We start from the raw sequence: 23,906 nt of genomic DNA on the forward strand, positions 1-23,906 counted from the left end.
AGGCAACCATCCGCGCCCCTGCCGCGTAGAGGGAGGATGAACCAGGCGGAAGAGGGTGCATGTTCGGGCAACGATCGCGACGAACCCAGGAGTTCACGACCTTCGTCGACTCCTCGGCGCGCTACCTCGCCCGCACGGCCTACCTGCTCACGGGAAGCCAGGATCTCGCCGACGACCTCGTCCAGGAGGCTTTGACCCGCACCTACGCCGCCTGGGACCGCGTCCGCGTTCAGGACGCCACCGCGTATGCGCGCCGGGTGCTGGTCAACCTCACCATCGATCGCCACCGGCGAAGCGAACCCGTCCCGCTGGAGTGGAGCGACCGGCCGGACGCCGTCGACGCCCACGCTCGCTCCGACGATGCCGACGAAGTGGCCCGGATGCTCGCCGGCCTCACTCCCCGTCAACGGCGGATCGTGGTGCTGCGCTACTTCGACGACCTCACCGAGGCGCAGACCGCCGAGTGCCTCGGCATCAGCGTCGGCACGGTGAAGTCCGCCTGTTCCCGAGCGCTCGCGTCCCTGCGTGAGCAGTACACCCCGGCCACGAACGGAGAGCCGTCATGAACGCCCTCGAAGAGAAGCTCCGCGCCGGCCTGACCGACCTCGCGGAGGAGTCCGCCGTCCACGTGCAGCCCGACGACCTGATCGGCAGCGTCACCGTGCTGGCGCGCCGGCGCCGCACCGGCCGGCTGCTGATCGCAGCGGCGGCCGCAGCCGCCGCCGGCCTGATCGGCTGGACGGCGCTGAGCCCACATCCCGTCACCGTGCAACCGTCGCCGGCGGCGTCCCCTTTGGCGCCCGGCGAGCTCACCCCGCAGTTCTTCCGGTTCCCCTACCAGAACCTGACGCCCGACCTGGTCACCGTGGCGATGCACTCCGACGGTTCCACGCTGCGGCTGAGTGTCAGCACCAGGCCCGAGTACGGCGGCGGTGACACAACCAACGGGGAGTTGTCGGGCAGCGTCGGCAGCTACTTCTCCGGGAAGTTGCCGGGCAATCTCTTCGTCGCCGTCATTCCCGACGCCGTTGAGTCCGTGCAGTTGAACCTCGGCACCGAGAACGCCACCGCCTACGACTACCGTTCCCGGGTCGACAAGGCAGCGGGACTGTCCCTCGTCGTGGCGCGCGGCTACCCGCTCGGCACCTCGCTCGGCACACCGTCCTACGTATGGTTGGGCTCGAACGGTGTCATCAGCGACGACAAGGGCAGCGCCTTCGACAGCCTCACCCTGACGGTCAACGACACCCTGTTCCGCATCTACCAGCGGGCGGGCATCGAGGGGTTCGGCACCTTTCCTGCCACCCGCACGGTGAACCATGTGGTTGATCCCGACGGCAGCGAGATCGCGGTGTGGGGAGGAACTGGAAATACCGACCAGTCGCTCGGACGCCTGCCCGCCGGCGCACGGGACGTCACCGTCACTCCCCGCAAGCGGGTGGAGGTGGCCGTGGGCACCATGTCCGACGGGCGCACCTGGTTCGTCGCCACGGCCGACTACACGTCGGCGAGCAACCTGGACATCCGGCCGCTGGTGCGGTCGATCAGCTACACCGATGCCGCCGGCAAGCGGGTGACGTATGTGCCCACCATGAAGTAGCGATACGGCTGCGGACCCTGGGGACGGTTCCGCGGACGCGAGGGCGCGGCCGGCTCACCGCGGCAGCCGGTCCAGCAGCATCCGCAGCGGCTCGGGCACTGCGTCGGCGTCCAGGCTCTCGGCGAACGCGGCGGCCAGCAGTTCCTTGCGGCCGGACGCTACGCCGCAGAACCGGCGCAGCTGCTCGAGCAGCGGGCGGTCGCGCCAGGCGAGCTGGCCGCGCAGGGTCGTCAGCTTGCCGCCCAGCCCGACGCGCTCGATCACCGCCACGGCTCGGTCGGCGCCGAGTGCCCTGATGAGTTCGTCCTCGAGGTCGGCGACGCAGACGAAGAAGCCGTAGCTGGGCAGGTCGTCGGCGTCCCGCAGGAACAGCCCGCGCCGGCGCAGCGCCTTGACCACGACCCCGGCCTCGGCGGCGTCGCACAACCCGACCACCTCGCCGCCGGGGTGCTGCTGGTCGAGGCCGGTCAGCGCCCGTTCGACGTTGGTCACCCCGCCCAGATCGACCAGCCTGACCAGGTCGAGGTCGACGCCTGCAGCGACGGCCAGTGCCCGCACAGCGGCGACGTCACTGGCACCTTCGAGCAGGACGGTGACGCGGTCGGGAGGTGCCACGGCAACCAGCCAACCACGCGGCACATCGGTTCAGCCAACGGGAGAATCGTCCCAGCGTCGCCCGAATCCGGCCGTGGCCACCTAGCCTGGGCCGGTGATCTCCGTGTACTCCGAATCCCTGACCATCCCCGCCGACGGCGCGTCGGTGTGGCAGGTGCTGACCGACCCGGCCCGGCACGCGTCCCTCGACGAGTGGGGCACCGTCGGCGCTCCGGTCCGCAACGAGGCCCTGCGGCGCGAGGGTCAGGTGTTCACGATGAACATGAGCTACGACGACGGCGACCAGGTCATCCACTACCGCAGCGACAACCACATCACGGTGTTCGAGCCTGAGCGGGCCATCGCCTGGATGACCTCGATCGAGGGCGATCAGCCGCTGGGGTGGACGTGGCGCTACGACCTGGCGCCCGCCGACGACGGCACCGAGGTGACGCTGACCTACGACTGGACGGACACCTCCGAGAAGAACATGGAACTGTACGGCCTCCCCACCCGGACGCCGGACGAACTGCTCGGCTCGCTGGAGCGCCTTTCGGCACTGGTGGCGACCGACCGGGTCACCAGCGCCGCCTGAACCCCGGCGTCCTTCCTCGTCGTCCCGGCGGACGGCGGGATCTCGTCGGGCGAGGCCGTCGCGGCCGTCCGGCCTTCGCCCTGGATCCCGGATCAGGTCCGGGATGCCGTGGCGCGGTGCACTCCCCTCACCCCGGATCACGTCCGAGGAGGACGAAGCGCTCGATTCACATCCGGTCGGGAGCAACGATGCCGAGCAGATCCAGCCCCCGGCCGAGCACGGTGCGGGTGGCGGCGCAGATCGCCAGCCGCGACTCGCGGACCGCGCCCTCACTCTTGAGCACCGGGCACTGCTCGTAGAAGCTGCTCAGCGCGGTCGCCGTGTCGAACAGGTAGGTGCACAGCTTGTGCGGCTGGAGGGTCTGGGCGACCTCGGCGACCACCTCACCGAACCGGGACAGCTGCAGCGCGAGCGCCTGCTCGGCGGGCTCGTCCAGCACGGTCACCGTGCCGGCGCCCCAGCCCTCGGCCTGCGCCTTGCGCAGGATGCCGCTGACCCGGGCGTGCGCGTACTGCAGGTACGGCCCGGTGTTGCCGGTGGTGGCGGTCATCCGGGCGGCGTCGAACACGTAGTCCTTCTGCAGCCCCGACGACAGGTCGGCGTACTTGATCGCCGCCAGCGCGATCTCGGGCGAGGCCTGCTCCTCGGCGATGTCGAGCAGGTCGGCCAGCAGCATCGCCTTGCCCTCGCGGGTCTTGTACGGCTTGCCGTCGGTGCCCAGCACCATGCCGTAGCCGATGTGTTGGGCGAGAACGTCGTCGGGCAGCCAGCCGGCCAGCCGGCAGACCGCGAACACCTGCGCGAAGTGGTCGCTCTGCCGGGCGTCGGTGACGTAGATGATCCGGTTGGCGTGCAGGTCGCGGACGCGGTGCCGCACCGCCGCCAGGTCGGTGATCGAGTAGCCGTAGCCGCCGTCGGACTTTCGCACGATCATCGGCGCGTTGAAGCCGTCGACGAAGACCACCAGGGCGCCCTGGTCGACCACGGCGGTTCCGCTCGCCTGGAGTTCGGCGGCCACCGAGGCGAGGTCGTCGTTGTAGGTCGACTCGCCGGCCAGGTGCTCGTCGGTCAGCTTCACGTTCAGCCGCGCGTAGGTGTCGTTGAAGCCGACCAGGGACACGTCGATCAGCGCCTGCCAGATCGCCCGGGTCTGCGGGTCCCCCGACTGCAGCGCCACCACCCGGCGCCGCGCGCGCTCGGCGAACTCGGCGTCCTCACGGAACCGCTTCGACCCGCGCTTGTAGAGGTCCTCGGCCTCGGGCAGGCTCAGCGCGGCCGCGTCGATGCCCTCGTCGAGCACCTGCTCGACCAGCATGCCGAACTGGGTGCCCCAGTCGCCGATGTGGTTCTGTGGCAGCACCTCATGGCCCACGGCGGTCAGCACCCGGTTGAAGCAGTCTCCGATGATCGTGGTGCGCAGGTGGCCGACGTGCATCTGCTTGGCGACGTTGGGCGCCGAGTAGTCGATGACGACCTTCTGCGGCTCGGAGGTCCGTTCGATCACCGAGTCGGGGTCGGTGAGGATTCCGGTCACCACTCCCGCCAGCACCTCGGCCTTGAGCCGGATGTTGACGAAGCCGGGACCGGCGATCTCCAGCGGCTCGCACAGGTCGGCGACGTCGACCTCGGCGACGATGCGCTGGGCGATCTCGCGCGGCGGCCTGCCCTCGGCCTTGGCGAGCCGCAGCGCCACGTTGGACTGGAAATGTCCGAACTGCGGCCTGGTCGCGGGACGAAGTTCCGGGTCCACCCCCGTGACGGCCTGGAAACGTTCGGTCAGCAGCGCGGGCAGAGAGAGCACGGTCACAATCTTCCCACGGTCCAGCGGGTGCTCCGGACCGCCGGCCGGCGGCGCACTGCGCGGTGCGGGCGCAGGCCGCGGGGCGCCCCGCAAGGAACAACGGCCCTTCAGCGGGGGGTACTAGGCTCGAACAGGACCTGTACCCGATCGAGGAGCACCGTGAGCATCCCGACCATCACTCTCAACGACGGCAACACCATTCCGCAGTTCGGCCTGGGCGTCTTCCTGATGCCGCCGGCGGAGACCCAGCAGCACGTCGAGTTCGCCCTGGCCAACGGCTACCGGCACATCGACACCGCCGCCATCTACGGCAACGAGAAGGAGGTCGGCGCGGCGATCGCGGCCTCCGGCGTCCCGCGCGACGAGCTGTTCGTCACCACCAAGCTGTGGAACGACCGGCAGACCGACGCCGAGGCGGCCATCGCCGAGTCGCTGGAGAAACTCGGCCTCGACTACGTGAACCTGTACCTGATCCACTGGCCGACGCCGAAGTTCGACACCTATGTGCAGGCGTGGCACGGCCTGGAGAAGATCCGGGCGGAGGGCCTGTCCCGTTCGATCGGCGTCTCGAACTTCCACGAGCAGCACCTGCGCCGGGTGATCGCCGAGAGCGACGTGGTGCCTGCGGTCAACCAGATCGAGGTGCACCCCTCGCTGGCGCAGTTCGAACTCGTCGCCGTCAACGACGAGTTGGGCATCGCCACCGAGGCGTGGAGCCCGCTGGGCCGCAAGGCCGACCTGGACGACGACGTGATCGTCCGGATCGCCGAGAAGCTGGGCCGGACGCCGGCCCAGGTCATCCTGCGCTGGCACATCCAGCGCGGGCTGATCGTGTTCCCGAAGGCGTCCAGCCCCGAGCGGCTGAAGGAGAACTCCGACATCTTCGACTTCGAACTGGACGCCGACGACGTCCTGGCGATCGACGGTCTGGACGCCGGCTACCGCGTCGGCTCCGACCCGGAGTCGATGAACAACCGCTGAGCACCTGATGCGTGAGAACCGTCCCCGTGGTCCGATTCTGGACCGCGGTGACGGTTCTTGCGGTCCGCTTCGGGCCGGCGGGACGCCTCAGGCGCGCAGCGCCTCGTCCACGCCGGTCTCGCGTTCGCCGAGCACCGGCTCACGCTGGCTCAGCACGTCCCACACCATCTTGAGGTTCGCGCCGAGCTCGCGGATCGCGCCGTAGGACCACGCCTCCTCGTTGGTCCTCACCGTGTCGTCGCCGACGCCCCATGCGTCCAGCCCGATCGCGCGGCAGGTCGCCAGCGCACGGGGCAGGTGGTAGCTCTGGCTGACGACGATCGCGCGGGTGACGCCGAAGATCTGGCGGGCCCGCACGCAGGAGTCGTAGGTGTCGAAGCCCGCATGGTCACCGACCACCTTCTTCGCCGGAATGCCCCGCTCGATCAGGTAGTCACGCATGCCGTCGGTCTCGTTGTAGTGCCGGGTGCTGTTGTCCCCCGACACCAGGATGGCCCGCACCTTGCCGGCGGTGAACAGCTCGTAGGCGACGTCGAGCCGCGCCTTGAGATAGCGCGACGGCTGCCCGTCGGCGTAGACCTCGGCGCCCAGGACGAGGGCCACCGGCTGGGCCGGGACGTTCTCGACCGTCGCCATCCGGTCCTCGGAGACCACCCGCACGTACCAGGCGGGTCCGGCCACCACCGCGGTGCCGAGCAGCGCGCCCAGCACGGCGACCCGCGCGAAGATCCGGCCGACCACCCACCCGCGCCGACGTGCCATGGGCCGATGGTAAACACCCAAGTCACCGCGCCGCGGATGGCGCGCGGGGCGGGGCCGAAGCACAATGGCCCAATGCCTGAACAAACCGCGAAGGCGGGCCTTGCCTCGTCGTTCGACCGGGCTGCCGACACCTACGAACGTGCCCGACCCGGCTACCCGGACGCCGTGGTCGACTGGCTGCTCGCCCCCGGCCCGCGCGACGTCCTCGACCTCGGGGCCGGCACCGGCAAGCTGACCCGGGCTCTCGCCGGGCGGGTCACGAGCCTGCACGCCGTCGACCCGAGCCCCAACATGCTCGCCCAGCTGCGCGCCGCCGTGCCCGGGGCCCTCACCGCGATCGGTACCGGCGAGGCGATCCCGCTGCCCGATGACAGCGTGGACGCCGTGTTCGCCGCCCAGGCCTGGCACTGGGTCGACCCCGCCCGCGGCGTCTCCGAGGTGCGACGGGTGCTGCGTCCCGGCGGCTACCTCGGCCTGGTCTGGAACGTACGCGACGGGTCCGTCGGCTGGGTGGCCGCCCTGTCGGAGATCATGCACGGTTCGGTCGCCGAGGAGGCGGTGGAGGCGGGTGACCTGCCTTCGGAGCTCGGCCCGGTCGAGCGGTTCACGACCGCCTGGCGGCGTCCGTTCAACCGGCAGGGCCTGCTCGACCTGGTGAAGTCGCGCAGCTACGTGATTTCGGCGCCCGAACCCGACCGGGCGCAGATCCTGCAGGGGGTCAACGAACTGCTCGACACCCACCCCGACCTCGCCGGCCGGGACTCGTGGGACATGCCCTACCGCACCGAGGCGTTCCGGATCACCGTCGGCTGAGCGGCCGTGACGCCTTGGGGTGGACCGGCAGCACCGCCCCACGGTCCACAAGCGGACCGGAAGAGTCGTCCCCACGGCCACCCCGCGCGACAGTAGACTCACCGGATGCCCGAGCCCGCGAAGGTGATCCGCACCGGCGTCCGTACCGAACCGCTGGACGTCGCGGGTCTGGCCGGACTGGTGGGCGACGACCGGGCCGGGGCCACCGTCACCTTCACCGGCGTGGTCCGCGACCATGACCACGGTCGGCAGGTCACGGGCATCGAGTACGTCGGCCACCCCAGTGCGGACGCCGTGCTGGCCGAGGTGGCCGCAGAGTTCACCGGGCGCGACGGCGTCCACGCCATCGTCGTCGAACATCGGGTCGGCACCCTGGCGGTCGGGGACCTGGCCCTGGTGGCGGCCGTGTCGGCCTCGCACCGGGCCGAGGCGTTCGCCACGTGTTCGGCTCTGGTCGACCGGGTCAAGGACACGCTGCCGATCTGGAAGAAGCAACTCTTCGCCGACGGCTCCGCCGAATGGTCCAACTGCCCGTGACGCGCCGCTTCGCCATCGTCCTGGGCGGCGGCCGGTCGAGCCGCATGGGCCGCGACAAGGCGGCCCTGCTGCTCGGCGGCCGTTCACTGCTCGCCCTCGCCGTGGACGCCTGCGGTGCGCGCGACCCGGTCGTGGTGGTCGTGCCCGCCCTGCCGCCCGACGTCGACGCCGGAGCCGTGCTGCGCACGCTGGAGGATCCGCCGCTCGGCGGGCCCGTCGCGGGCATCGCCGCCGGCCTGGCCGCCCTGCCCGCACCCGCCGACGGTGACGAGGTGCTGCTGCTGGCGTGCGACCTGGCCCACCCAGCGGCCGTGGTCGCCGCGCTCGACGGCGCCGCACTCGGCCCCGACGGCACCTGCCTCGCCGACGCCGACGGACGCCCCCAGCTGCTGAGCGCTCGGTACCGTCGCCACGCGCTGGCCGAAGCCCTGGAGCACACCGAAACCCGCGACGCGGGCGTATACCGCACGCTGGCCGGCCTGCGGCTCACCTGCGTGCCTGCGCCCGGACTGACCGACGACCTCGACACCCCCGAGCAGGCCGCCGCGGCGGGTGCGCAACCACCCCAACGGCCGCAGACCTTCCGCTGAGACGAGCCGCCCCACCGCCCGGCAAGCGGCGGCGCAGGCGTCGGCCGACTCGACCGCACGGCGGCGTCCCGTGATACCCGACGGGACTGGGCAATTCTTCCCCCTGTCTGGGACCGGCCCAACGGCAGAGACTGGCGGGTGCGCCCACATCCGTGAGGAGGTTCGCATGTCCGGACCGATCGACCTGCCCCCCGGCCGCAAGGCCAAGCGCCTCGGCACGAAGCAGCGGGTCGAACCAACCGAGCCGCTGAAGCGGCCCGTCGACGTTCCCGTGGTCCGCCCCGTCGACCCCGGCCGGTTCGAGCAGCGCGTGCCCGCCGGCGGTCTCAACCCGCACCTGGGTAAAAAGATCGAGATCGACCCCCGCGTGCCGCCGGTGCTGATCGACCCGCACATCGAGCTGCCGCCGATCATCAAGTGGCCGATCCCGGAGGGCAACTCACAGATCCCCGACGCCCCCGAGGTCACCCTCGACCATCACTTCCAGGTCATCCGCTCCGCCGACCTGGTGTCGTTGATCGTCAGCTCCGCCGGCCTCGACCTGGCCGGCGACACCCTGACCGCGGCCGCGGACGGCTCCGGCGGCCTGCTCGTCTACACGCTGCCGTTCCAGCACCTCGGCGAGCGCGCCTACTACGAGGGCATTCCCGCTCCGCAGCCCAACCCCGACAACCCCGACGGTCCCCCGCAGCCGTCCAGCGGCGCGCCCGAGGTGCCGGTCATCCCCACCGACGGACGCCCCGCCCGACCCAGCCGGGTGGTCGTCCAGGTTCCCGCCGGATCGACCGTGACCGTCAGCACCGCCGGTTTCCTGGACGCCCTGGAGCGGTTCGCGATGGCCGTCCACCCGCTCGCGACCCCGGGCCCGGCCCGCACCTCCAACGCTTTCGACCCGAACCTGGTCAACGTGCTCGCCAACGCGGGCCTCGTGCAGGAGGCCGCTGCCGGCGGCACGGTGCAGGTGCACGCCCTCGACACCCCGACCGGCGTCGCCCAGCTGGCCCGGACGTTGTCGCGGGTGCGGGCCACCCTGTTCGGACCCGACCCGAAGACGTCGGTCACCACGTTGGTGGACGACCTGCAGATCGGCGTGCGGGTACCACCGATCTTCCGCAACCCGGCCACGTTGAGCCGTCCGCCGGGCGTGGGCGAGACCTCCATCGAGGCGCCCTACCGGCTGGTCATCTCGCCCTCGGCCGAGAGTGGCTGGACGCACGCCGACGAGCCGGTCCCGGACGGCTCCGGCACCGCCGTCGAGCTCTGGCACAGCCGACTCGGCCACCGCGACCAGGGAGCCGTCACCGAGCAGCCCGAGTGGATCCGCGCGGTGTGGGCCCGTGACCGCGAGAAGTACCCGAACTGGGCCACCACCGAGGTGCCGAACGGCGAGGACCCGTTCCGCATGTCGCTGAACCCCCGCGACCGCAACATGCTGGTACGGCAATCCAGCGAGACCTGGGCCCGCAACCGGGTGAAGATCACCGATCCGACGCCGGTGGACGCCACCCACCTGTACCTGTCCAGCCTGGGCTCCTGGCTCGATCTGCACGGGTTGTGGAGCACCGACCCGTGGTCGAACCTGCAACTCGGCTCGATCCTGTCCTGGGACCACGAGGCGCCGCTGGGCCGCGACCAGTACGTGCGGGTCACCTACCCGGGCCACATCTTCCCGTTCGGCCACAAGGCGACCCTGGTGAAGGTCACCGAACGCAAGATCACGGACAAGGCCGACCCGAAGGCCGTCCTGTTCCAGCGCAAGTTCATCGTGATCGGCGAGCCGGTGAAGACCTACGCCGCCCGCGACCTGCCGTTCACCAGGGTGGAGATCGCCCCCACCATCACCCCGGTGCTGTCCCCCGAGCCGCTGGCCGTCGAAGAGACCACCTGCTTCGTGGTGCAGGCCGGCGGTGGACCGTTCCAGTTCGTGCTGCACTGCACCGACATCGACGGCCGCGAGGTCAAGCTGCCCACCCCGCTGGTCTGGGTGGCGGACGGCGCGCCGCGTCCGTTCCCCGCCGGCAAGGACCCGGCCACCCTGTTCACCAACCTGGGCGAGACCCAAGGGCTGGGCCAGAACGTCTCCTTCGTGCCGTCCGAGCCGGGCGGCAAGGACGCCTCGGTGCCCACCGTCGGGCTGAGCTTCGCCGGGGACGACCTGCAGCTCACCTCGGTGCCGCACCTGAAGTACGCCCGCGCGTCCATTCCGGCCGTGGAGCGGATGAACCCGACCGGCCCGCAGCAGTTCAGCTACGCCGACGCGTGGCTCACGAACGGGTTCGAAGCCGGCAACGAGGGGCAGGTGTGGGCCGCACTGGCCAGCACGCCGGTGCTCGGCTTCGGCAAGGGCGGCGCGTCCAGCGGCGACGCCGGCGGCTTCGTGGCCCCGTCGCTGCCGATCGCCGGGCTGTCCCGCAAGCAGGGGCCGGTCGGCGACGTGACGGGTGCCGCCGCCGGCGACTTCGACCCGATGGCCTACCTGGGCGCCGCGTTGCCCAAGCTGTTCGGCTTCGTCTCGCTGATCGACATCCTGGACGCGGTCGGCATCGACCTGAACGACGCCCCCGCCCTGGTCACCGAGTCGCTGGCCAAGGTCGAGGCGTTGATGGCCGACCTGAAGGAACTCAAGCAGACGGTCGAGGACGCCGCCGCACAGGCCCAGCAGGCGCTGTCCCAAGCCCAGCAGACGGCGTCCGACCTGACCGCGCAGGGCCGGGCGGGGCTCGCCAACGAGCTGCTCGCCAAGGCCCAGGACGCCGCGACCAGCGCGCAGGACCTGGTCAACCCCGTGATCACGGCCGCCGACGGGGTGCTGCAGGCGATCATCGACGCCCCGGGCGACCTGGCGAGCGCCCCGGGCAAGCTGGCCACCGCGCTGACCAACCTGGCCAATGCGCTGACCGCGGTGGAGGCCGCGGCCGCCAAGCTGACCCCGCTGGCCAAGAACCGGCTCACCGCGCTCACCGCCACCCTGCGCACCGCCGCCACCGACGTCGAGATGGTGCAGTCGGTGATCGACTTCGTGCAGGGCATCGCGACCGCGGTGGCGGACGCCCGCTTCTCGTTCAAGTGGCAGCCGCCGCTGAAGTCGTGGCCGGACGACAACAAGCCGGTGCTGAAGCTGCCCAAGAACGGCTTCACGCTGGCCGTCGAGGGCCAGGCCGGCGCCAAACCGAAGCTCGACATCCTCGCCGAACTGCGCGGCTTCGCGCTGATCCTGCCGCCCGGCGAGCCGATGATGAAGCTTCCCTTCGACCACCTGTCGTTCAAGGCCGGCAGCTCCGGCAAGGTCGAGGTGGACGCCTCGGTCGGCAACATCGAGTTCGTCGGCATCCTGAGCTTCGTCGAACGGATCAAGCAGCTGATCCCGCTGGACGGCTTCAGCGACCCGCCCTACGTCGACGTGAAGCCGGACGGGGTGGTGGCCGGCTTCACCCTCGACCTGCCGAACCTGGCCATCGGCGTGTTCAACCTGTCGAACATGTCCCTGTCGGCGGACGTCCAGGTGCCCTTCCTCGGCGACATCGTGTCGGTCGGCTTCGGGTTCTGCACCAGGGAACGTCCGTTCAACCTGGCGGTGCTGTGTCTGGGCGGCGGCGGCTGGTTCGGCATCCGGCTCAGCCCGCGCGGCCTGGAGGTGCTCGAACTCGGCCTGGAGGCCGGCGCCTACCTGGCGGTCGACCTCGGGGTGGCGTCGGGCTCGGTGTCGATGGCGATCGGTATCTATCTGCGCATGGAGGCCGACAAGGGCTCGCTCACCGCGTACTTCCGGCTGCGCGGCGAGGTCAGCGTGCTCGGCCTGATCACGGCCTCGATCGAGCTGTACCTGTCGCTGACCTACGACTTCCCCAGCGGCAAACTGGTCGGTACCGCCACCATCACGGTCAAGGTCAAGGTGCTCTGCTTCTCGGCCTCGGTGTCGATCACCTGCCAGCGCACGTTCGCCGGCAGCAACGGCGACCCGAGTTTCGCCGAGGTGATGGGGGTCCAGCCCGACTTCACCTCGACGCTGTGGAACGACTACTGCCTCGCCTTCGCGGAGGAGTGAAAGATGCGTGAACAGTTCACCGTCGTCGCGCTGCCGTACTCGTGCGACCCGAACGAGACGTTCCACGTCTCCTTCTTCGTGTCGCCCGACATCGCCGTGGACGACCCCCGCGACACCCTGGCGGTCACCGAGCTCTTCCAGCACTGGACCAAGGCCCTCGCCGACGCGACGTTCACCCTTGAGGACCAGGCGGGCGAGATCGACTGCGAACCGCTGCGCTACGCCGTCGAGGACGGCCTGTGGGAGGAGGTGTTCCCGGCCGAGACCCCGGTGAACTCCTACACCCCGCCCGACTGGACGCAGCGGCCCTGGCGCACCTTCCACCCCGGCACCACCACCGGGATCGCCAAGACCGTCAACCTGCTGGCCACCATGGTCAACGGGGTGGAGGCGCCCACAGTCCAGCAGTTGCCGTGGTTCGGCACCCAGATTCTGGAGACCCTCGGCGGCGGCGATGTCGGCCGGCAGCGGTTCAACCCGCTGGACCTGGTCGGGCGGCTGGAGAGCGGCCAGACCGAAGCGCTCGACGCGGCCACCCGCGAGCGGGTGCCGCTGGCCGAGTTCCGCAGCCACCGCGAGTACTTCAGCAACGGCACCGTGCCGGACAACTTCATGGGCGGGACGCCGATGGCGAACGCCCTGTTAGAACTGCACCGGGCCAGGCGGTTCTACAGCCACCCCGAGGAGGAGACCGACTACCGCGACCGTCCCGAGCCGGACAATCCCGGGCCGGCCGAGCCCGACAAGCAGATTCCCGACTTCCACGCCCGGGTGTCGCTGGTCAACGACCACGGCCCGCTGCAGCGCAAGCTCGCCCTGGTGATCGACGTCAAGGCCGACACCAACCGGCTGGCCGGCAGTGAATGGCTGTGCGGCCGCATCCTCATCCCCGGCCGCGAGGACGCGCTGAAGGTCGTCCGCGTCGCCACCCGCCGGGTCGGCCGTGCCCTGGTCACCCGGGCCGAGGACGAGTCCCAGTGGATCAACGGACGGCTGCCCGTGGGCAACGCCGACAGCTACGACCTGCTCGACCTCGACCCCGACGGCGCGGCGCTCAAGACCGAGCAGTACCTGTCGTCCTACCTGCGCACCGCGGCCGCGGCGCTGCAGGGCGCGCCGGCCAACGCGGCCCCACCCGCCCTACGCACCACCGGTTTCACCGTGGCCCGCAAGAACAACGGCGCCGCCACCGCCGACGCGATCGACAAGCAGACGTCCGTGCTCGACACGGTGCGCACCCAGCCACCCAACCAGCCGGCCGTCGACGCGCCGCTGATGACCACCGAGGACGTGATGCAGGGCGTCCGGGTCGAGGTGCACGACGACAAGACCGACCGGTGGCGCTCGCTGCACCAGGTGCGGGTGAGCGCCGACGTGGTCGGTGGCCGCAGCTTCTCCTTCGACGACGAGGCGTTCCTGCAGGAATCCGCCCCCACCCACGCCGGCCAGGACACCTCCCCCATCCACGTGCACGAGGCGGTCTTCGGCTGGGACGGCTGGAGCCTGTCCGCCGCCCGTCCGGCGCTGCCGGTGGTCAACGAGGGCGGCGTGGAGCGTGTGGTCACCGACCCGCAGCCGCCGGCCGACCCGTCCACCCCGGTGCTGATCGACCGCACGGCGGCGCCCGGCACACTGCCCCGGCTGCGGTTCGGCCGGCGCTACAGCTTCCGGGTCTGGGGCGTGGACCTGGCGTGCAACTCGCGTCCGCACCGGCTGGAGCCGCCGCCGGCGATCGCCGCCGCCGACCAGCCGCCGGCCGAACCGGTCACCCGCGTGGCCGCCGACCTCAGCCAACTCGGGGACTTCCGCACCGGCGCCCTGAGCCGGCTGCGGGACTCCGCCGCGGCCTCCGCCGAACCCGCGGCGCAGCCGATCGACACCGGCACCGACGGCGCCGGCCTGCAGTTGGCGCAGGCGCTGCCCGAGATCGTCGGACGACTGCAGGTCAAGCGCGGCGAGAGCGTGCAGCAGCCGGTGGCCTCCGCGCTGGCCGACGTGCGCAGCGTGCTGGCGTCCGGCCTGGCCGACGACGCCCTGGCGCCGGCGGCGACCGCGGTGCTGAACCCCGCGGTGATCCGCGGCGGCCTGGCCCTCGACCCGGACGACCTCGCCGGCCCGGTCGGCACCTCGGAGGCGGTTGCCGTCTCTGCCGAGCTGCCGTTCGTCCGGTACCAGCCGGTGCCGCCGCCGGCGGTGGTGCCGCGCCGGCTGTTCACCGAGGGCGAGTCGAACGAGGTGCTGGTGGTGCGCTCCCGGGTGAGCCAGGACCCGGCCACGCTGGCGGTGCTCACCGGCACGCCCGTGGAGTACGCGGCCGCCAACGCCGGCCGCTTCGCCACCTGCGAACGGCACCTGGTGCCGCCCAAGACGAGCCAACTGGAGGCCGAGGAGCACGGCGCCTTCGACGCCGCCATCGCCTCCCCGGACGCCGCGGCCCGCAACCTGTGGCTGCACGCGGCGATCCGCGAGTCGGGCACCCTGTTCGACCTCGACGTGCCGCGGCTGGACGACCCGTCGGTGCGCGACCCGCAGGACGGCGTCGCCCTGGTGCACGGCCCCGGTGCCTCGCCCGCGGAGTTGCGCACGCTGCCCTTGCCGCCCGGCGAAGCGCCCGGGCCGGGTCAGTACGTGGTGCACGACACCGACCTGGTGCACACCCCGTACCTGCCGGACGTGATCGCCCGCGGCCTGGGCTTCGTGTTCCCCGACGCGGGCAAGGAGTGGACGATCGTTCCCCCGTTCGGGGTGGAGGGCTTCACCGCCCGCTATCCGGGTGCGCTCGCCACGCCCGACGCGGCGTCGGCATGGCCGAGCATCGACGGCTACCGGCTGGTGCTGAACGGCGCGGAGGAACTGAACGCCGTGGTGGCACCGCATCTGGTGACCATCTCGCTGCCTCGCGGCACCGCGCTGCGCAGCCGGCTGTCGTCCACCCTCACCCTGGACGACCTCGCGGTCATGGGTGCCTGGCTACAGCTGCCGGAGGCGATGCGTCAACTGCCCGGGGTGGCCGAAGCCGCGGCGAACGGCTGGCTGTGGGCGCTCACCCCGCCGACGGCGCTGACCATGGTGCACGCGGTGCCGCGTCCGATCGTGGCCCCGGAGCCGATCGGCTTCCGCATCTACCGCGCGCAGAACGCAACCAACGCGATGCTGCTCGGCGGGGTCGAACTGCACGGCCCCAGCACCGATTCGCTGCTCGTGGACGCCCGCTGGGACGAGGTGCTGGACGACCTGTCCGACCCGCAGTGGAAGGTGATGCCGGACCAGCGCCAGGTGGCGGCGACCACCGCGATCGAGCCGTGGGAGGACATCGCCATCCTGGCCGGCATGCACGCCGACCAGACCTACAACGACGCCGTGGTCGGCCACGTCCGCTCGCATCGGGCGGTGCACGAGTTCGGCGACACCAAGCATCGCCTGGTGAAGTACCGGTTCCGGGCGACGACCCGGTTCCGCGAGTACTTCGCGCCCGACGAGCTGGCGCCCGCGACCCCGTCCGACGACCCGAGCCTGCCGATCGACGACGGTCGCAGCACGGTCAGCGCCGAGGTGGCCATGCACGTGCCGAACACGTCGCTGCCGGCACCGCCGATGGTGCATTCGGTGATCCCGCTGTTCCGCTGGGAGGACGAGACCGAGCCTGACCAGCCGATGGCGCGGCGCCGGACGCGGCGCTCGGGCGTCCGGGTGTATCTGGAGCGGCCGTGGTTCGTCACCGGCGCCGACGAGCAGATCGGCGTGGTGTTGGCGCTCGGCCAGCGCCCGGACAGCACGTTCACCAGCCAGTGGGGCGGCGACCCGTTCTGGGCGGGCAGCAACGTGGCCGACCGCGAGGCGGTGCAGGTCACCGACCTGCTCAGCGCCCTCGGGTTGGACGACTACGACTCGGTGGCCGGGCCGTCCGGAAAGCCGGAGATCTACCCGTCGCCCGACGACCCGAACGTCAAGGTGATGGTCGTCCCGTACCGGCCGCAGTACAACCTGGAACGCCGCAAGTGGTTCGTCGACATCGGCTTCCCGGCCCGGTTCTGGCCGTTCGTGCAGCTGTCGCTGGTGCGCTACCAGCCCTACAGCGTCGACGGCCGGCACATCAGCAAGCCGGTGCGCTGCGACTTCGTCCAGGTGGTGCCGGAGCGCACCGCCTCCGTCAGCCGCACCAGCGAGGGCACCGTCCGGGTGCTGGTGTCGGGTCCGGCGGGCTATCACGACGCGTCGACCGCGCTGACCGGGCCCCGCACATTCGGAGGTGTGGCCGGCGGGTTCAACGCTGCGGCGAACGTGCTGGCCGGGGTTGCGGCGGTGGCCGCCAACCGGGTGCTACGGGCCAGGTTGCAGACCCGGGACGCCGGCGCCACCAGCGACCTGGCCTGGCAGACGGTGACCCAGACCGACCTGGTCGTCCGCGGCTTCGCCGGCACCCTGGCCAACCTGGTCTGGACCGGCGAACTGGACGTCCCCGAGGGGCTGCCGTTCGCCCGTCCAACCACGCCGGGCACGCACCGCGTCCGGATCGAGGAGTGGGAGACCTTCGTCGGCGACCCGGCCAACCTTGGCGACCCCAACAGCCCCCCGACAACGGAGATCAGGCTGATCTACGCCGACGAGTTCGAGCTGGGTTCTCCCGAGTAGGCGCCAGGTCCGCCTGCGGCCTCGTCGCGGCGAACGACCCCTGTCATCCCGGCGAACGCCGGGATCTCGGGGGCGCCACCCGGCCACCGATCTCGACACCGGCGTCCGATGGAGGCGAACCCGCACCACTTTCGCGTCACAACGCGAAAGCGGACAGCCAGCCCTCCAACGAGCAGCGATCTCGACATCGGTACGGGACCCCCACGGACCCACACCCGACCAGTCGGCTGGGACGTCGGCGAGGCCGACCGGCAGCACGCGTTCCGGCAGACGCTGCGCACCGCGGGCTCGACGGCGCTGGCCTCGGCCGTGCTGGCAGCGGTGCTGTGGTCCTTCGCCGACGGCGCACTGGCCATCTTCGGGGTCAACGCCGTGGCCCTCGACCAGGCCCGGTCCGCGCCGCTGATCAGCGTCGCGCTGCTGCCGTTGTCGGCGCTCACCTCGGTGCTGTTCGGCGCGTTGCGTTCGGCCGGTGACGTGCTGTGGCCGATGGCGTACTCGGTCGCGGCCAGCCTGCTGGCGCTCGTCCCGGCGTCCCACCTGCTGATCGGGGTGGCCGGGCTGGGCCTGGCCGGCGCGTTCTGGGCCCTGACCCTGGCCGAGGCGACCCGCGGCGGCCTGCTGCTGGCCCGCTGGCTGCGCCGCCGCCGGCAGGCCGTCCCGGTGGTCGAGGACGCCGCCCCCGCGCCGGACGACGACCGCTCGGCCTCCCCCGCCGGCCTGCACTGACGCCCGGCGCTCAAGCGGTCAGCGTGCCGCCGTTGCTGGCGATCAGGTCGCGGTACCAGCCAAACGACTTCTTGCGGTAACGCCGCAAGGTGCCGCTGCCGTCATCGTTGCGGTCGACGTAGATGAAGCCGTACCGTTTCGACAGCTGCGCGGTCGACGCGCTGACCACATCGATCGGCCCCCACCACGTGTAGCCGAGCACCTCCACCCCGTCCGCGATCGCCTCGCCGACCTGGACCAGGTGGTCGTTGAGGTAGGCGATCCGGTAGTCGTCCTCGACGGTGGGCACACCGTCCACCTCGACCAGTTCGTCGTTGGCGCCCAGCCCGTTCTCGACGATGAAAAGCGGCTTGCCCCAGCGGTCCCAGAACTGGTTGAGGGTGATCCGCAGCCCGACCGGATCGATCTGCCAGCCCCACTCGGACGCCGGCAGCGTCGGGTTGGTGATGCCGCCGAACAGGTTGCCCTCGCCCGCCTCGCCCCCGTCGGCCGCCTCGCACACGCTCATGTAGTAGCTGAACGACACGAAGTCGACGGTGTGGGTAAGGGTTTCGCGGTCGTCGTCGGTGATGTCGAGCTCGATGCCTTTCTCGCGCAGCGTGCGCAGCAGGTAGCCCGGGTAGCGCCCGCGCACGTGCACGTCGGTGAACGCCAGGTTGGCGTGATCGGCGTGCAGCACGGCCAACACGTCGGCGGGGCTGGGGGTGAGCGGATAGGTCGGCATGGCCAGCACCATGCAGCCCACCTTCAGCCCGGGGTCGATCTCGTGCGCGATCCGGGTGGCGGACGCCGAGGCGACCAGTTCGTGATGGATCGCCTGGTACAGGTCACCTTCGGCGAGCTGCTCCTTCGGCGTCCAGATGCCACCCGACATCAGCGGCGCGTGCAGCACCGAGTTGATCTCGTTGAACGTCAACCAGTACCTGACCCGGTGCCCGAACCGTTCGAAAAGGGTGCGGGCGTAGCGCTCGTAGAAGCCGATCAACCGGCGGTCGACCCAGCCGTCGTAGGTCCGGGAAAGGTGCAGCGGGGTTTCGTAGTGGCTGATCGTGACCAGCGGTTCGATGCCGTGACGCTCCAACTCGTCGAGCAGCCGGTCGTAGAACGCAAGGCCCTCCTCGTTGGGTGTCTCCTCGTCGCCGTTGGGGAAGATCCGGCTCCAGCCGATCGAGAACCGGTAGACCGAGAACCCCAGCTCGGCGAACAGCGCGATGTCCTCGGCGTAGCGGTGGTAGTGGTCGATGCCCTCGTGCTTGAGGTTGTCGGGGGTCGGTTCGTCGGTCGGCGGGCCGACGATGCCGCGCGGCATCACGTCCTGGATGGACAGGCCCTTGCCGTCGGTCAGGTAGGCGCCCTCGAGCTGGTTCGCGGCCGTGGCCCCGCCCCACAGGAAGCCGTCGGGGAAAGCAGTCATGACGCCGATTGTCCCGTGTCCGGCGGGCCGGGCGGCAGGGCCCGGTTCAGTTCAGGGCGTTCCTGAGCGGTTCGCCGGCCAGGTAGCGGGCGATGTCGGCGGCGCCCAGTTCGGCGGCGAGCTGGGCGGACTCCTGGCTCGCCCCGGCCAGATGCGGGGTGACGATGAGCCGTTCGGTGCGCAGCAGCCGGTGCCCCTGCGGCAGCGGCTCGGCGGGCAGGACGTCTGCCGCCGCGGCCCACAGGCGTCCGGAATCGAGGGCGTCGGCCAGCGCGTCGTAGTCGAGCACCGGGGGGCGCGAGCAGTTCACCACCACCGCGCGCTCGGGCAGCAGGGCCAGCTGCTCGGCGCCGATCATGCCGCGCGTCTCATCGTTCAGCCTGGGGTGCAGGGTGAGAATGGTCGAGCGCCGCAGCAGCTCGGCGAGATCGTCGACCTTCTCGGCGTGCGGCATGTCTGCCACGTAGGGGTCGTAGCCGAGCACGTGGGCGCCCATCGCGTCCAGGGTGGACGCCACCCGCGAGCCGACCGCGCCGTAGCCGACCAGTCCGACGGTGGCGCCGCGCACCTCCATCGGCGTGTTCTCGTAGGCGTAGTAGTCGCCGCCCCAGGCACCGGCGACCAGTTCGTTGTGCCGGTCGACCAACTGCCGCACCGCCGCGAGGATCATCGCCACGCTGTGTTCGGCGGTGGAGGTCGCGTTGCGTCCGGGGGCGTTCGACACTGTGACCCCGTGCGCGGTGGCGGCGGGCACGTTGATGTTGACCGGACCCCCGCGTCCGACCGTGATCAGCTTGAGCGTGGGCGCGGCGGCGGCGATCACCTTCTCGGTGAACGGCGAGGCGTGCACGAAGGCGATCTCGCAACCCTCCAGCGCGGCGATCAGGGCGTCCTCGTCGCCCTCGGCCTCGTCGACCTCGCCGATGGAGACGAACGGCGATACCGGCCACTGCCCCTTGATGACCGTCGTGTCGGCGTCCGGCACATGCCGCTCCAGCGCTTCCAGCAGCACCTCGGGCAGGATGAACCGGTCCCCCGCCACCAGAATCTTCACCACGTCGTCTTCACTCCTCGTGACTCGCGTGCGCCTGCCGCAGCATCCTCGCCGCCGCACGTGTCCAGTCTGGCGGTTGCCGTGGTGTCACGCATCCAGACGCAGGAGCGGGTGAGATCCAGGGGCGAGCCCGGGATGACGGTGCGTCTCTCGACAGGCTCGACCGACGGGCCGGCGATCACTCCAGCCAGTCGCCTGAATCCCAACCGCCACGGAACCGTGCGGTCAGGTACTCACCCACCACCGCCGAGCCCAGATCGCCCAGGTCGGGGGCGACCACCCGTCCCCCGGCGCGCTTGGCCAGCTGGGCCAGGAACCGTTCCAGGCCGGGGTCGTCGCCCAGCCGGAAGAAGATCGGCGACGCACCGAGCCGGGACGCCTTGTCGAGTTCGACCACCGTCGCCGCAACCGTCTCCGGTGAGGTCGGCCAGTCGAACCAGGCCTCGCCTCCGCCGGTCAGGTGCGCGGTCGGTTCACCGTCGGTCACCACCAGCAGCACCGGCTGCATCGACGGGTGCTGCCGGAAGAACCTGTTGGCCAGCAGCAGCCCGTGGTGCAGGTTGGTGCCCTGCTCGCGCATCGGCGGCAGGGCGGTCAACTCGGCGATCTCGCGGGACTGCGCCCAGCGTCCGAACCCGATCAGCTGCAGCCGGTCACCCCGGAACCGGGTGCTGACCAGGTGATGCAGCGCCAGCGCCGTCCGCTTCATCGGCACCCAGCGACCCTCGATCGCCATCGAGTACGACGTGTCGACCAGCAGCGCCACCGCCGACGAGGTGCGCGCCTCGGTCTCGGTCACCTCGACGTCGCGGATGTCCAGCCGGACGCCCTGTGAGGGGTCGCCGCCCTCGGACGCGGTGCGCATGATCGCGTTGGTCAGGCTGCGGGTCACGTCCCACGGCTCGGCGTCGCCGAACGCCCACTGCCGCGACGCGCCGGTCGGCTCGCCGGCCGCCCCGGCGAGCCGGGTGTCGCGGTTGCCCTGGCGTGGTGCGAGCTGCTTGGCGGCGTCGGCGAGCAGCGCCTTGCCGAGCCGGCGCATCGCCTGCGGCGACAGCCGCAGGTCGCCGGAGCCGTCGCGCTGCAGCAGTCCACCCTCGCGCAGCGCCTTCTCCAGCTCGGCCAGCGTGCGGGCGTTCACCGCCGCGTCGTTGCCGAGCTGCCGGGCCAGGGCGTCCAGGTCGAGGTCGTCGAGCCGGGCACCGCCGTAGTTCTGGCCCAGCTGGTCGGCGAGCTGGTCGAGTTCGGCGAGGTCCTGCAGGACGCCGGTGCCCTCACCCAGCCCCATGCCCTCCTCGCCGGTGAACTGTTCGCCGCCGCCCCAGTTCTCGCCGGGTCGCAGCGCCTGCAGGTTGCCGTCGAGCCGGTCGAGTTGCGCCATCAAGCCGGGTGACCCGAACGCCTGCGCCGACAGCTGCATGAGTTCGGCCCGTTGCTCGGCCGTCATCGAGCGCATCATCCGCTGCGCGGCGGCGGCGCGTTGCGCCAGGGCGTCGATGAGTTCGTCGACGTTGCGCGGATTCTCGGGGAAGTACTGGCCGTGTTCGGCCATGAAGTCGTCGAAGTCCTCGGGGGTGTCCTCGCCACGACGGTGCTTGTCGAGCAACTCGTTGAGGTCCTCCAGCATCGCGTTGATCGCGGCGCGGTCGTCGTCGGTCGCGTTCTGCAGGGCCTGCTTCATGCCCGCGAAGCGCTGGTCGAGCAGCTCGCGCCCGAGCAGGTCCTTGATCTTCTCGTAGTCCCGCCTGGCTTCGGTGGACGCCCAGTCGTAGTCGGCCAGGTCGGTCACCGCGGCGGCTGTCGAGGAGGGCAGGTTGTCCAGTCGCAGTTCGCGGAAGGCGCGGTCGTCGTCGTCCATCATGGCGTCGCGCAGCAGCTGCTTGCGTTCCTCGGTGACGGCCCGGTCGAGCAGTTCCTTCACCTCGGCCAGGGTGCCGTCCATCCGGTAGCGCGAGAGCAGGTCGCGCCGCCTCGCGTTGACCCGGCGGGCCAGGTCGTCCAGCCCCTCGCGGTCACTCATGCCTCGGCGCAGGTACTCGCGAAGCGCCCGCTCGGGGCTGTAGCCGGCCATCACGTCGTTGCCGATCTGCTCCAGCGCCTCGCTCAGGTCGACCGGCGGCGCAAGCGGATCCGGGCCGCCGGCGTAGCGGCCGTAACGCGATGCGCGCCTGCGTGGCATGGGTCGTCCTAGCCGTAGATGGTTTCGCTGCCGTCGGAGTCCTTGGCGATCCGGCGGGCCAGGTAGAGCCCCTCCAGCGCCAGTTCGATCGCGCTCGCCCGGCGCCCGTCTGTGTCGGCGTCGAACCGCTCGGCGATCTCGTCGTAGACGTCGCCGGCGTCGGGCAGCCCGTCGAGGAACTCTGCCGCGGTCACCTGCTCGCCGGTGATGACGGTGGCCCGGCCGTCGAGCGAGTCCACCAGCGGCCCCAGGTCGATGCCGCGGAAGTGGACGCGGGCGGTGTCGGCGACGGCGGTGCGCAGCAGGTGGGTGAGGATGGCGTCCTCGCGACCCTCCTCGCCCGCCTCGAACTCGATCTTGCCGCCGAGCACCTCGACCGCCGTCTCAAGGTCGACCAGCCGGGCCACCGCGGCGTCCTCACCGCGGACGACTGCCCGATGCAGTGCGGCGGCCGCCACGGTCTCCGCGCCGGCGATGGCGAAGCGCGCCGAAACCCCCGAGCGCTGGTTGATCGCCGGCGACTCGCGCAGCGCACGGGTGTAGCGGGCCAGGATCTCGAGCAGCACCGGCGGAATCTCGGCGACCAGGTTCGCCTCCTGGGCGATCACGGCGACCTCGGCGTCCAGTTCGAGCGGGTAGTGGGTGCGGATCTCGGCGCCGAAGCGGTCCTTGAGCGGGGTGATGATGCGGCCGCGGTTGGTGTAGTCCTCGGGGTTGGCCGACGCCATGACCAGCACGTCGAGCGGCAGCCGCAGCACGTAGCCGCGGATCTGGATGTCGCGCTCCTCCATCACGTTGAGCATCGCCACCTGGATGCGCTCGGCCAGGTCGGGCAGCTCGTTGATCGCGACGATGCCACGATGGCTACGCGGAATGAGACCGAAGTGAATGGTCTCCGGGTCGCCGAGCCGGCGGCCCTCGGCAACCCGGATCGGGTCGACGTCGCCGATCAGGTCGGCCACCGAGGTGTCGGGGGTGGCCAGCTTCTCGGCGTAGCGCTCGGAGCGGTGCCGCCAGGCGACCGGCAGCTCGTCGCCCAATTCGAGGGCTCGGCGCTTCGACTCGGCAGTGATCGGCTCGTAGGGGTGCTCGGCCAGTTCCGACCCGGCGATCACCGGCGTCCACTCGTCGAGCAGGCCCTCCAGGGTGCGCAGCAGCCGGGTCTTGCCCTGCCCGCGTTCGCCCAGCAGCACCACGTCGTGGCCTGCGATCAGGGCGCGTTCGAGCTGCGGAAGCACGGTGCGGTCGAAGCCGTGCAGCCCGGGCCACGGGTTCTCGCCGGCGGAGAGCTTCGCCAGCAGGTTGTCCCGCAGCTCGTCGCGCAGCGACTTCTGCTCGTGCCCGCTGGCGCGCAGTTCGGCGAGGGTGGCGATGGTCGGACGCTGTGTCACGCCCTCACGCTAACCCTCGGCACAAGTGCGGAAACACGTCTCAGCGGGTGACCCCCGGGCGGCCGCCGTCGCATCCCCAACCCGCACGTACCGTTTTCACCAAGCGCGGATATACCGATTTTCGACGTCGATGCCGATGAAAAGGTTTACATCGGCAGAATCGGCCGTCGACGTCGAAAATCGGTATAT

At 71.1% G+C, this 23,906-nt stretch carries 17 protein-coding genes; 10 read left to right on the forward strand and 7 right to left on the reverse strand.

The genetic code is table 11. From position 1 onward, the window contains the following. The first annotated feature begins 59 nt into the window (after positions 1-59). Both OIE40_RS12545 and OIE40_RS12550 read left to right on the forward strand, forming a co-directional pair. Positions 60-566, forward strand: a complete 507-nt coding sequence (locus OIE40_RS12545; protein ID WP_264702753.1) for a SigE family RNA polymerase sigma factor — start codon at positions 60-62, stop codon at positions 564-566. Beyond that, a complete protein-coding gene (locus OIE40_RS12550; RefSeq protein ID WP_264702755.1) occupies positions 563-1,600 on the forward strand; it encodes a hypothetical protein in 1,038 nt (345 codons plus the stop codon). The genes OIE40_RS12545 and OIE40_RS12550 overlap by 4 nt, the downstream gene beginning before the upstream one ends. 54 nt (positions 1,601-1,654) lie before the next feature. Here the strand turns inward: OIE40_RS12550 and OIE40_RS12555 are convergent, their stop codons facing one another. After that, on the reverse strand, positions 1,655-2,215 hold the full coding sequence (locus OIE40_RS12555) for a hypothetical protein (protein WP_264702757.1): 561 nt from the start codon (positions 2,213-2,215) through the stop codon (positions 1,655-1,657). A gap of 94 nt (positions 2,216-2,309) precedes the next feature. Here OIE40_RS12555 and OIE40_RS12560 point away from each other — a divergent pair, with 94 nt between their 5' ends. Then, positions 2,310-2,789, forward strand: a complete 480-nt coding sequence (locus OIE40_RS12560; RefSeq protein ID WP_264702759.1) for an SRPBCC domain-containing protein — start codon at positions 2,310-2,312, stop codon at positions 2,787-2,789. 166 nt (positions 2,790-2,955) lie between these two features. Here the strand turns inward: OIE40_RS12560 and argS are convergent, their stop codons facing one another. Next, positions 2,956-4,590, reverse strand: a complete 1,635-nt coding sequence (gene argS, locus OIE40_RS12565; RefSeq protein ID WP_264702760.1) for an arginine--tRNA ligase — start codon at positions 4,588-4,590, stop codon at positions 2,956-2,958. A 159-nt stretch (positions 4,591-4,749) separates the two neighbouring features. Between argS and OIE40_RS12570 the strand changes: the two genes are divergently transcribed. Next, complete coding sequence (locus OIE40_RS12570) at positions 4,750-5,571, forward strand: aldo/keto reductase (RefSeq protein ID WP_264702761.1); 822 nt, start codon at positions 4,750-4,752, stop codon at positions 5,569-5,571. Positions 5,572-5,658: 87 nt separating this feature from the next. On the opposite strand, the gene OIE40_RS12575 is transcribed toward OIE40_RS12570, so the two are convergent. Further along, positions 5,659-6,333 (reverse strand): SanA/YdcF family protein, encoded by a 675-nt coding sequence (locus OIE40_RS12575; RefSeq protein ID WP_264702763.1) that lies wholly within the window; start codon positions 6,331-6,333, stop codon positions 5,659-5,661. A 72-nt stretch (positions 6,334-6,405) separates the two neighbouring features. Between OIE40_RS12575 and OIE40_RS12580 the strand changes: the two genes are divergently transcribed. The 6 genes from OIE40_RS12580 to OIE40_RS12605 all read left to right on the forward strand — a co-directional run bounded on the left by OIE40_RS12580 (position 6,406) and on the right by OIE40_RS12605 (position 17,679). Further along, a complete protein-coding gene (locus tag OIE40_RS12580; protein ID WP_264702765.1) occupies positions 6,406-7,146 on the forward strand; it encodes a class I SAM-dependent methyltransferase in 741 nt (246 codons plus the stop codon). Positions 7,147-7,272: 126 nt separating this feature from the next. Beyond that, positions 7,273-7,683, forward strand: a complete 411-nt coding sequence (locus OIE40_RS12585) for a molybdenum cofactor biosynthesis protein MoaE (RefSeq protein WP_413774500.1) — start codon at positions 7,273-7,275, stop codon at positions 7,681-7,683. Then, complete coding sequence (mobA, locus tag OIE40_RS12590) at positions 7,665-8,273, forward strand: molybdenum cofactor guanylyltransferase (protein WP_264702770.1); 609 nt, start codon at positions 7,665-7,667, stop codon at positions 8,271-8,273. Before OIE40_RS12585 ends, mobA begins: the two co-directional genes overlap by 19 nt. A 166-nt stretch (positions 8,274-8,439) precedes the next feature. Beyond that, positions 8,440-12,318: a hypothetical protein gene (locus OIE40_RS12595; RefSeq protein WP_264702772.1), complete on the forward strand. Its 3,879-nt coding sequence runs from the start codon at positions 8,440-8,442 to the stop codon at positions 12,316-12,318. A gap of 3 nt (positions 12,319-12,321) precedes the next feature. Beyond that, entirely contained in the window at positions 12,322-16,950 is a 4,629-nt protein-coding gene (locus tag OIE40_RS12600; RefSeq protein ID WP_264702774.1) for a hypothetical protein, read from the forward strand. Between the two features lie 108 nt (positions 16,951-17,058). Further along, entirely contained in the window at positions 17,059-17,679 is a 621-nt protein-coding gene (locus OIE40_RS12605; RefSeq protein WP_264702776.1) for an MATE family efflux transporter, read from the forward strand. A 10-nt stretch (positions 17,680-17,689) separates the two neighbouring features. Here OIE40_RS12605 and OIE40_RS12610 read toward each other — a convergent pair whose 3' ends face one another. From OIE40_RS12610 to OIE40_RS12625, 4 genes are all read right to left on the reverse strand, one after another. Continuing rightward, positions 17,690-19,093, reverse strand: coding sequence for a glycoside hydrolase family 1 protein (locus tag OIE40_RS12610; RefSeq protein ID WP_264702778.1), 1,404 nt, complete (start codon positions 19,091-19,093; stop codon positions 17,690-17,692). Between the two features lie 46 nt (positions 19,094-19,139). Continuing rightward, positions 19,140-20,150 carry an NAD(P)-dependent oxidoreductase gene (locus tag OIE40_RS12615; protein ID WP_264702780.1) on the reverse strand — a complete coding sequence of 337 codons (1,011 nt, stop codon included), beginning with the start codon at positions 20,148-20,150 and terminating at the stop codon, positions 19,140-19,142. Positions 20,151-20,325: 175 nt separating this feature from the next. After that, positions 20,326-22,326 (reverse strand): vWA domain-containing protein, encoded by a 2,001-nt coding sequence (locus tag OIE40_RS12620; protein ID WP_264702781.1) that lies wholly within the window; start codon positions 22,324-22,326, stop codon positions 20,326-20,328. A gap of 8 nt (positions 22,327-22,334) precedes the next feature. Then, positions 22,335-23,717: a MoxR family ATPase gene (locus OIE40_RS12625; RefSeq protein WP_264702782.1), complete on the reverse strand. Its 1,383-nt coding sequence runs from the start codon at positions 23,715-23,717 to the stop codon at positions 22,335-22,337. Positions 23,718-23,906: the final 189 nt, after the last annotated feature.

This window comes from Micropruina sonneratiae (assembly GCF_025972045.1).
Lineage (GTDB): Bacteria > Actinomycetota > Actinomycetes > Propionibacteriales > Propionibacteriaceae > Micropruina > Micropruina sonneratiae.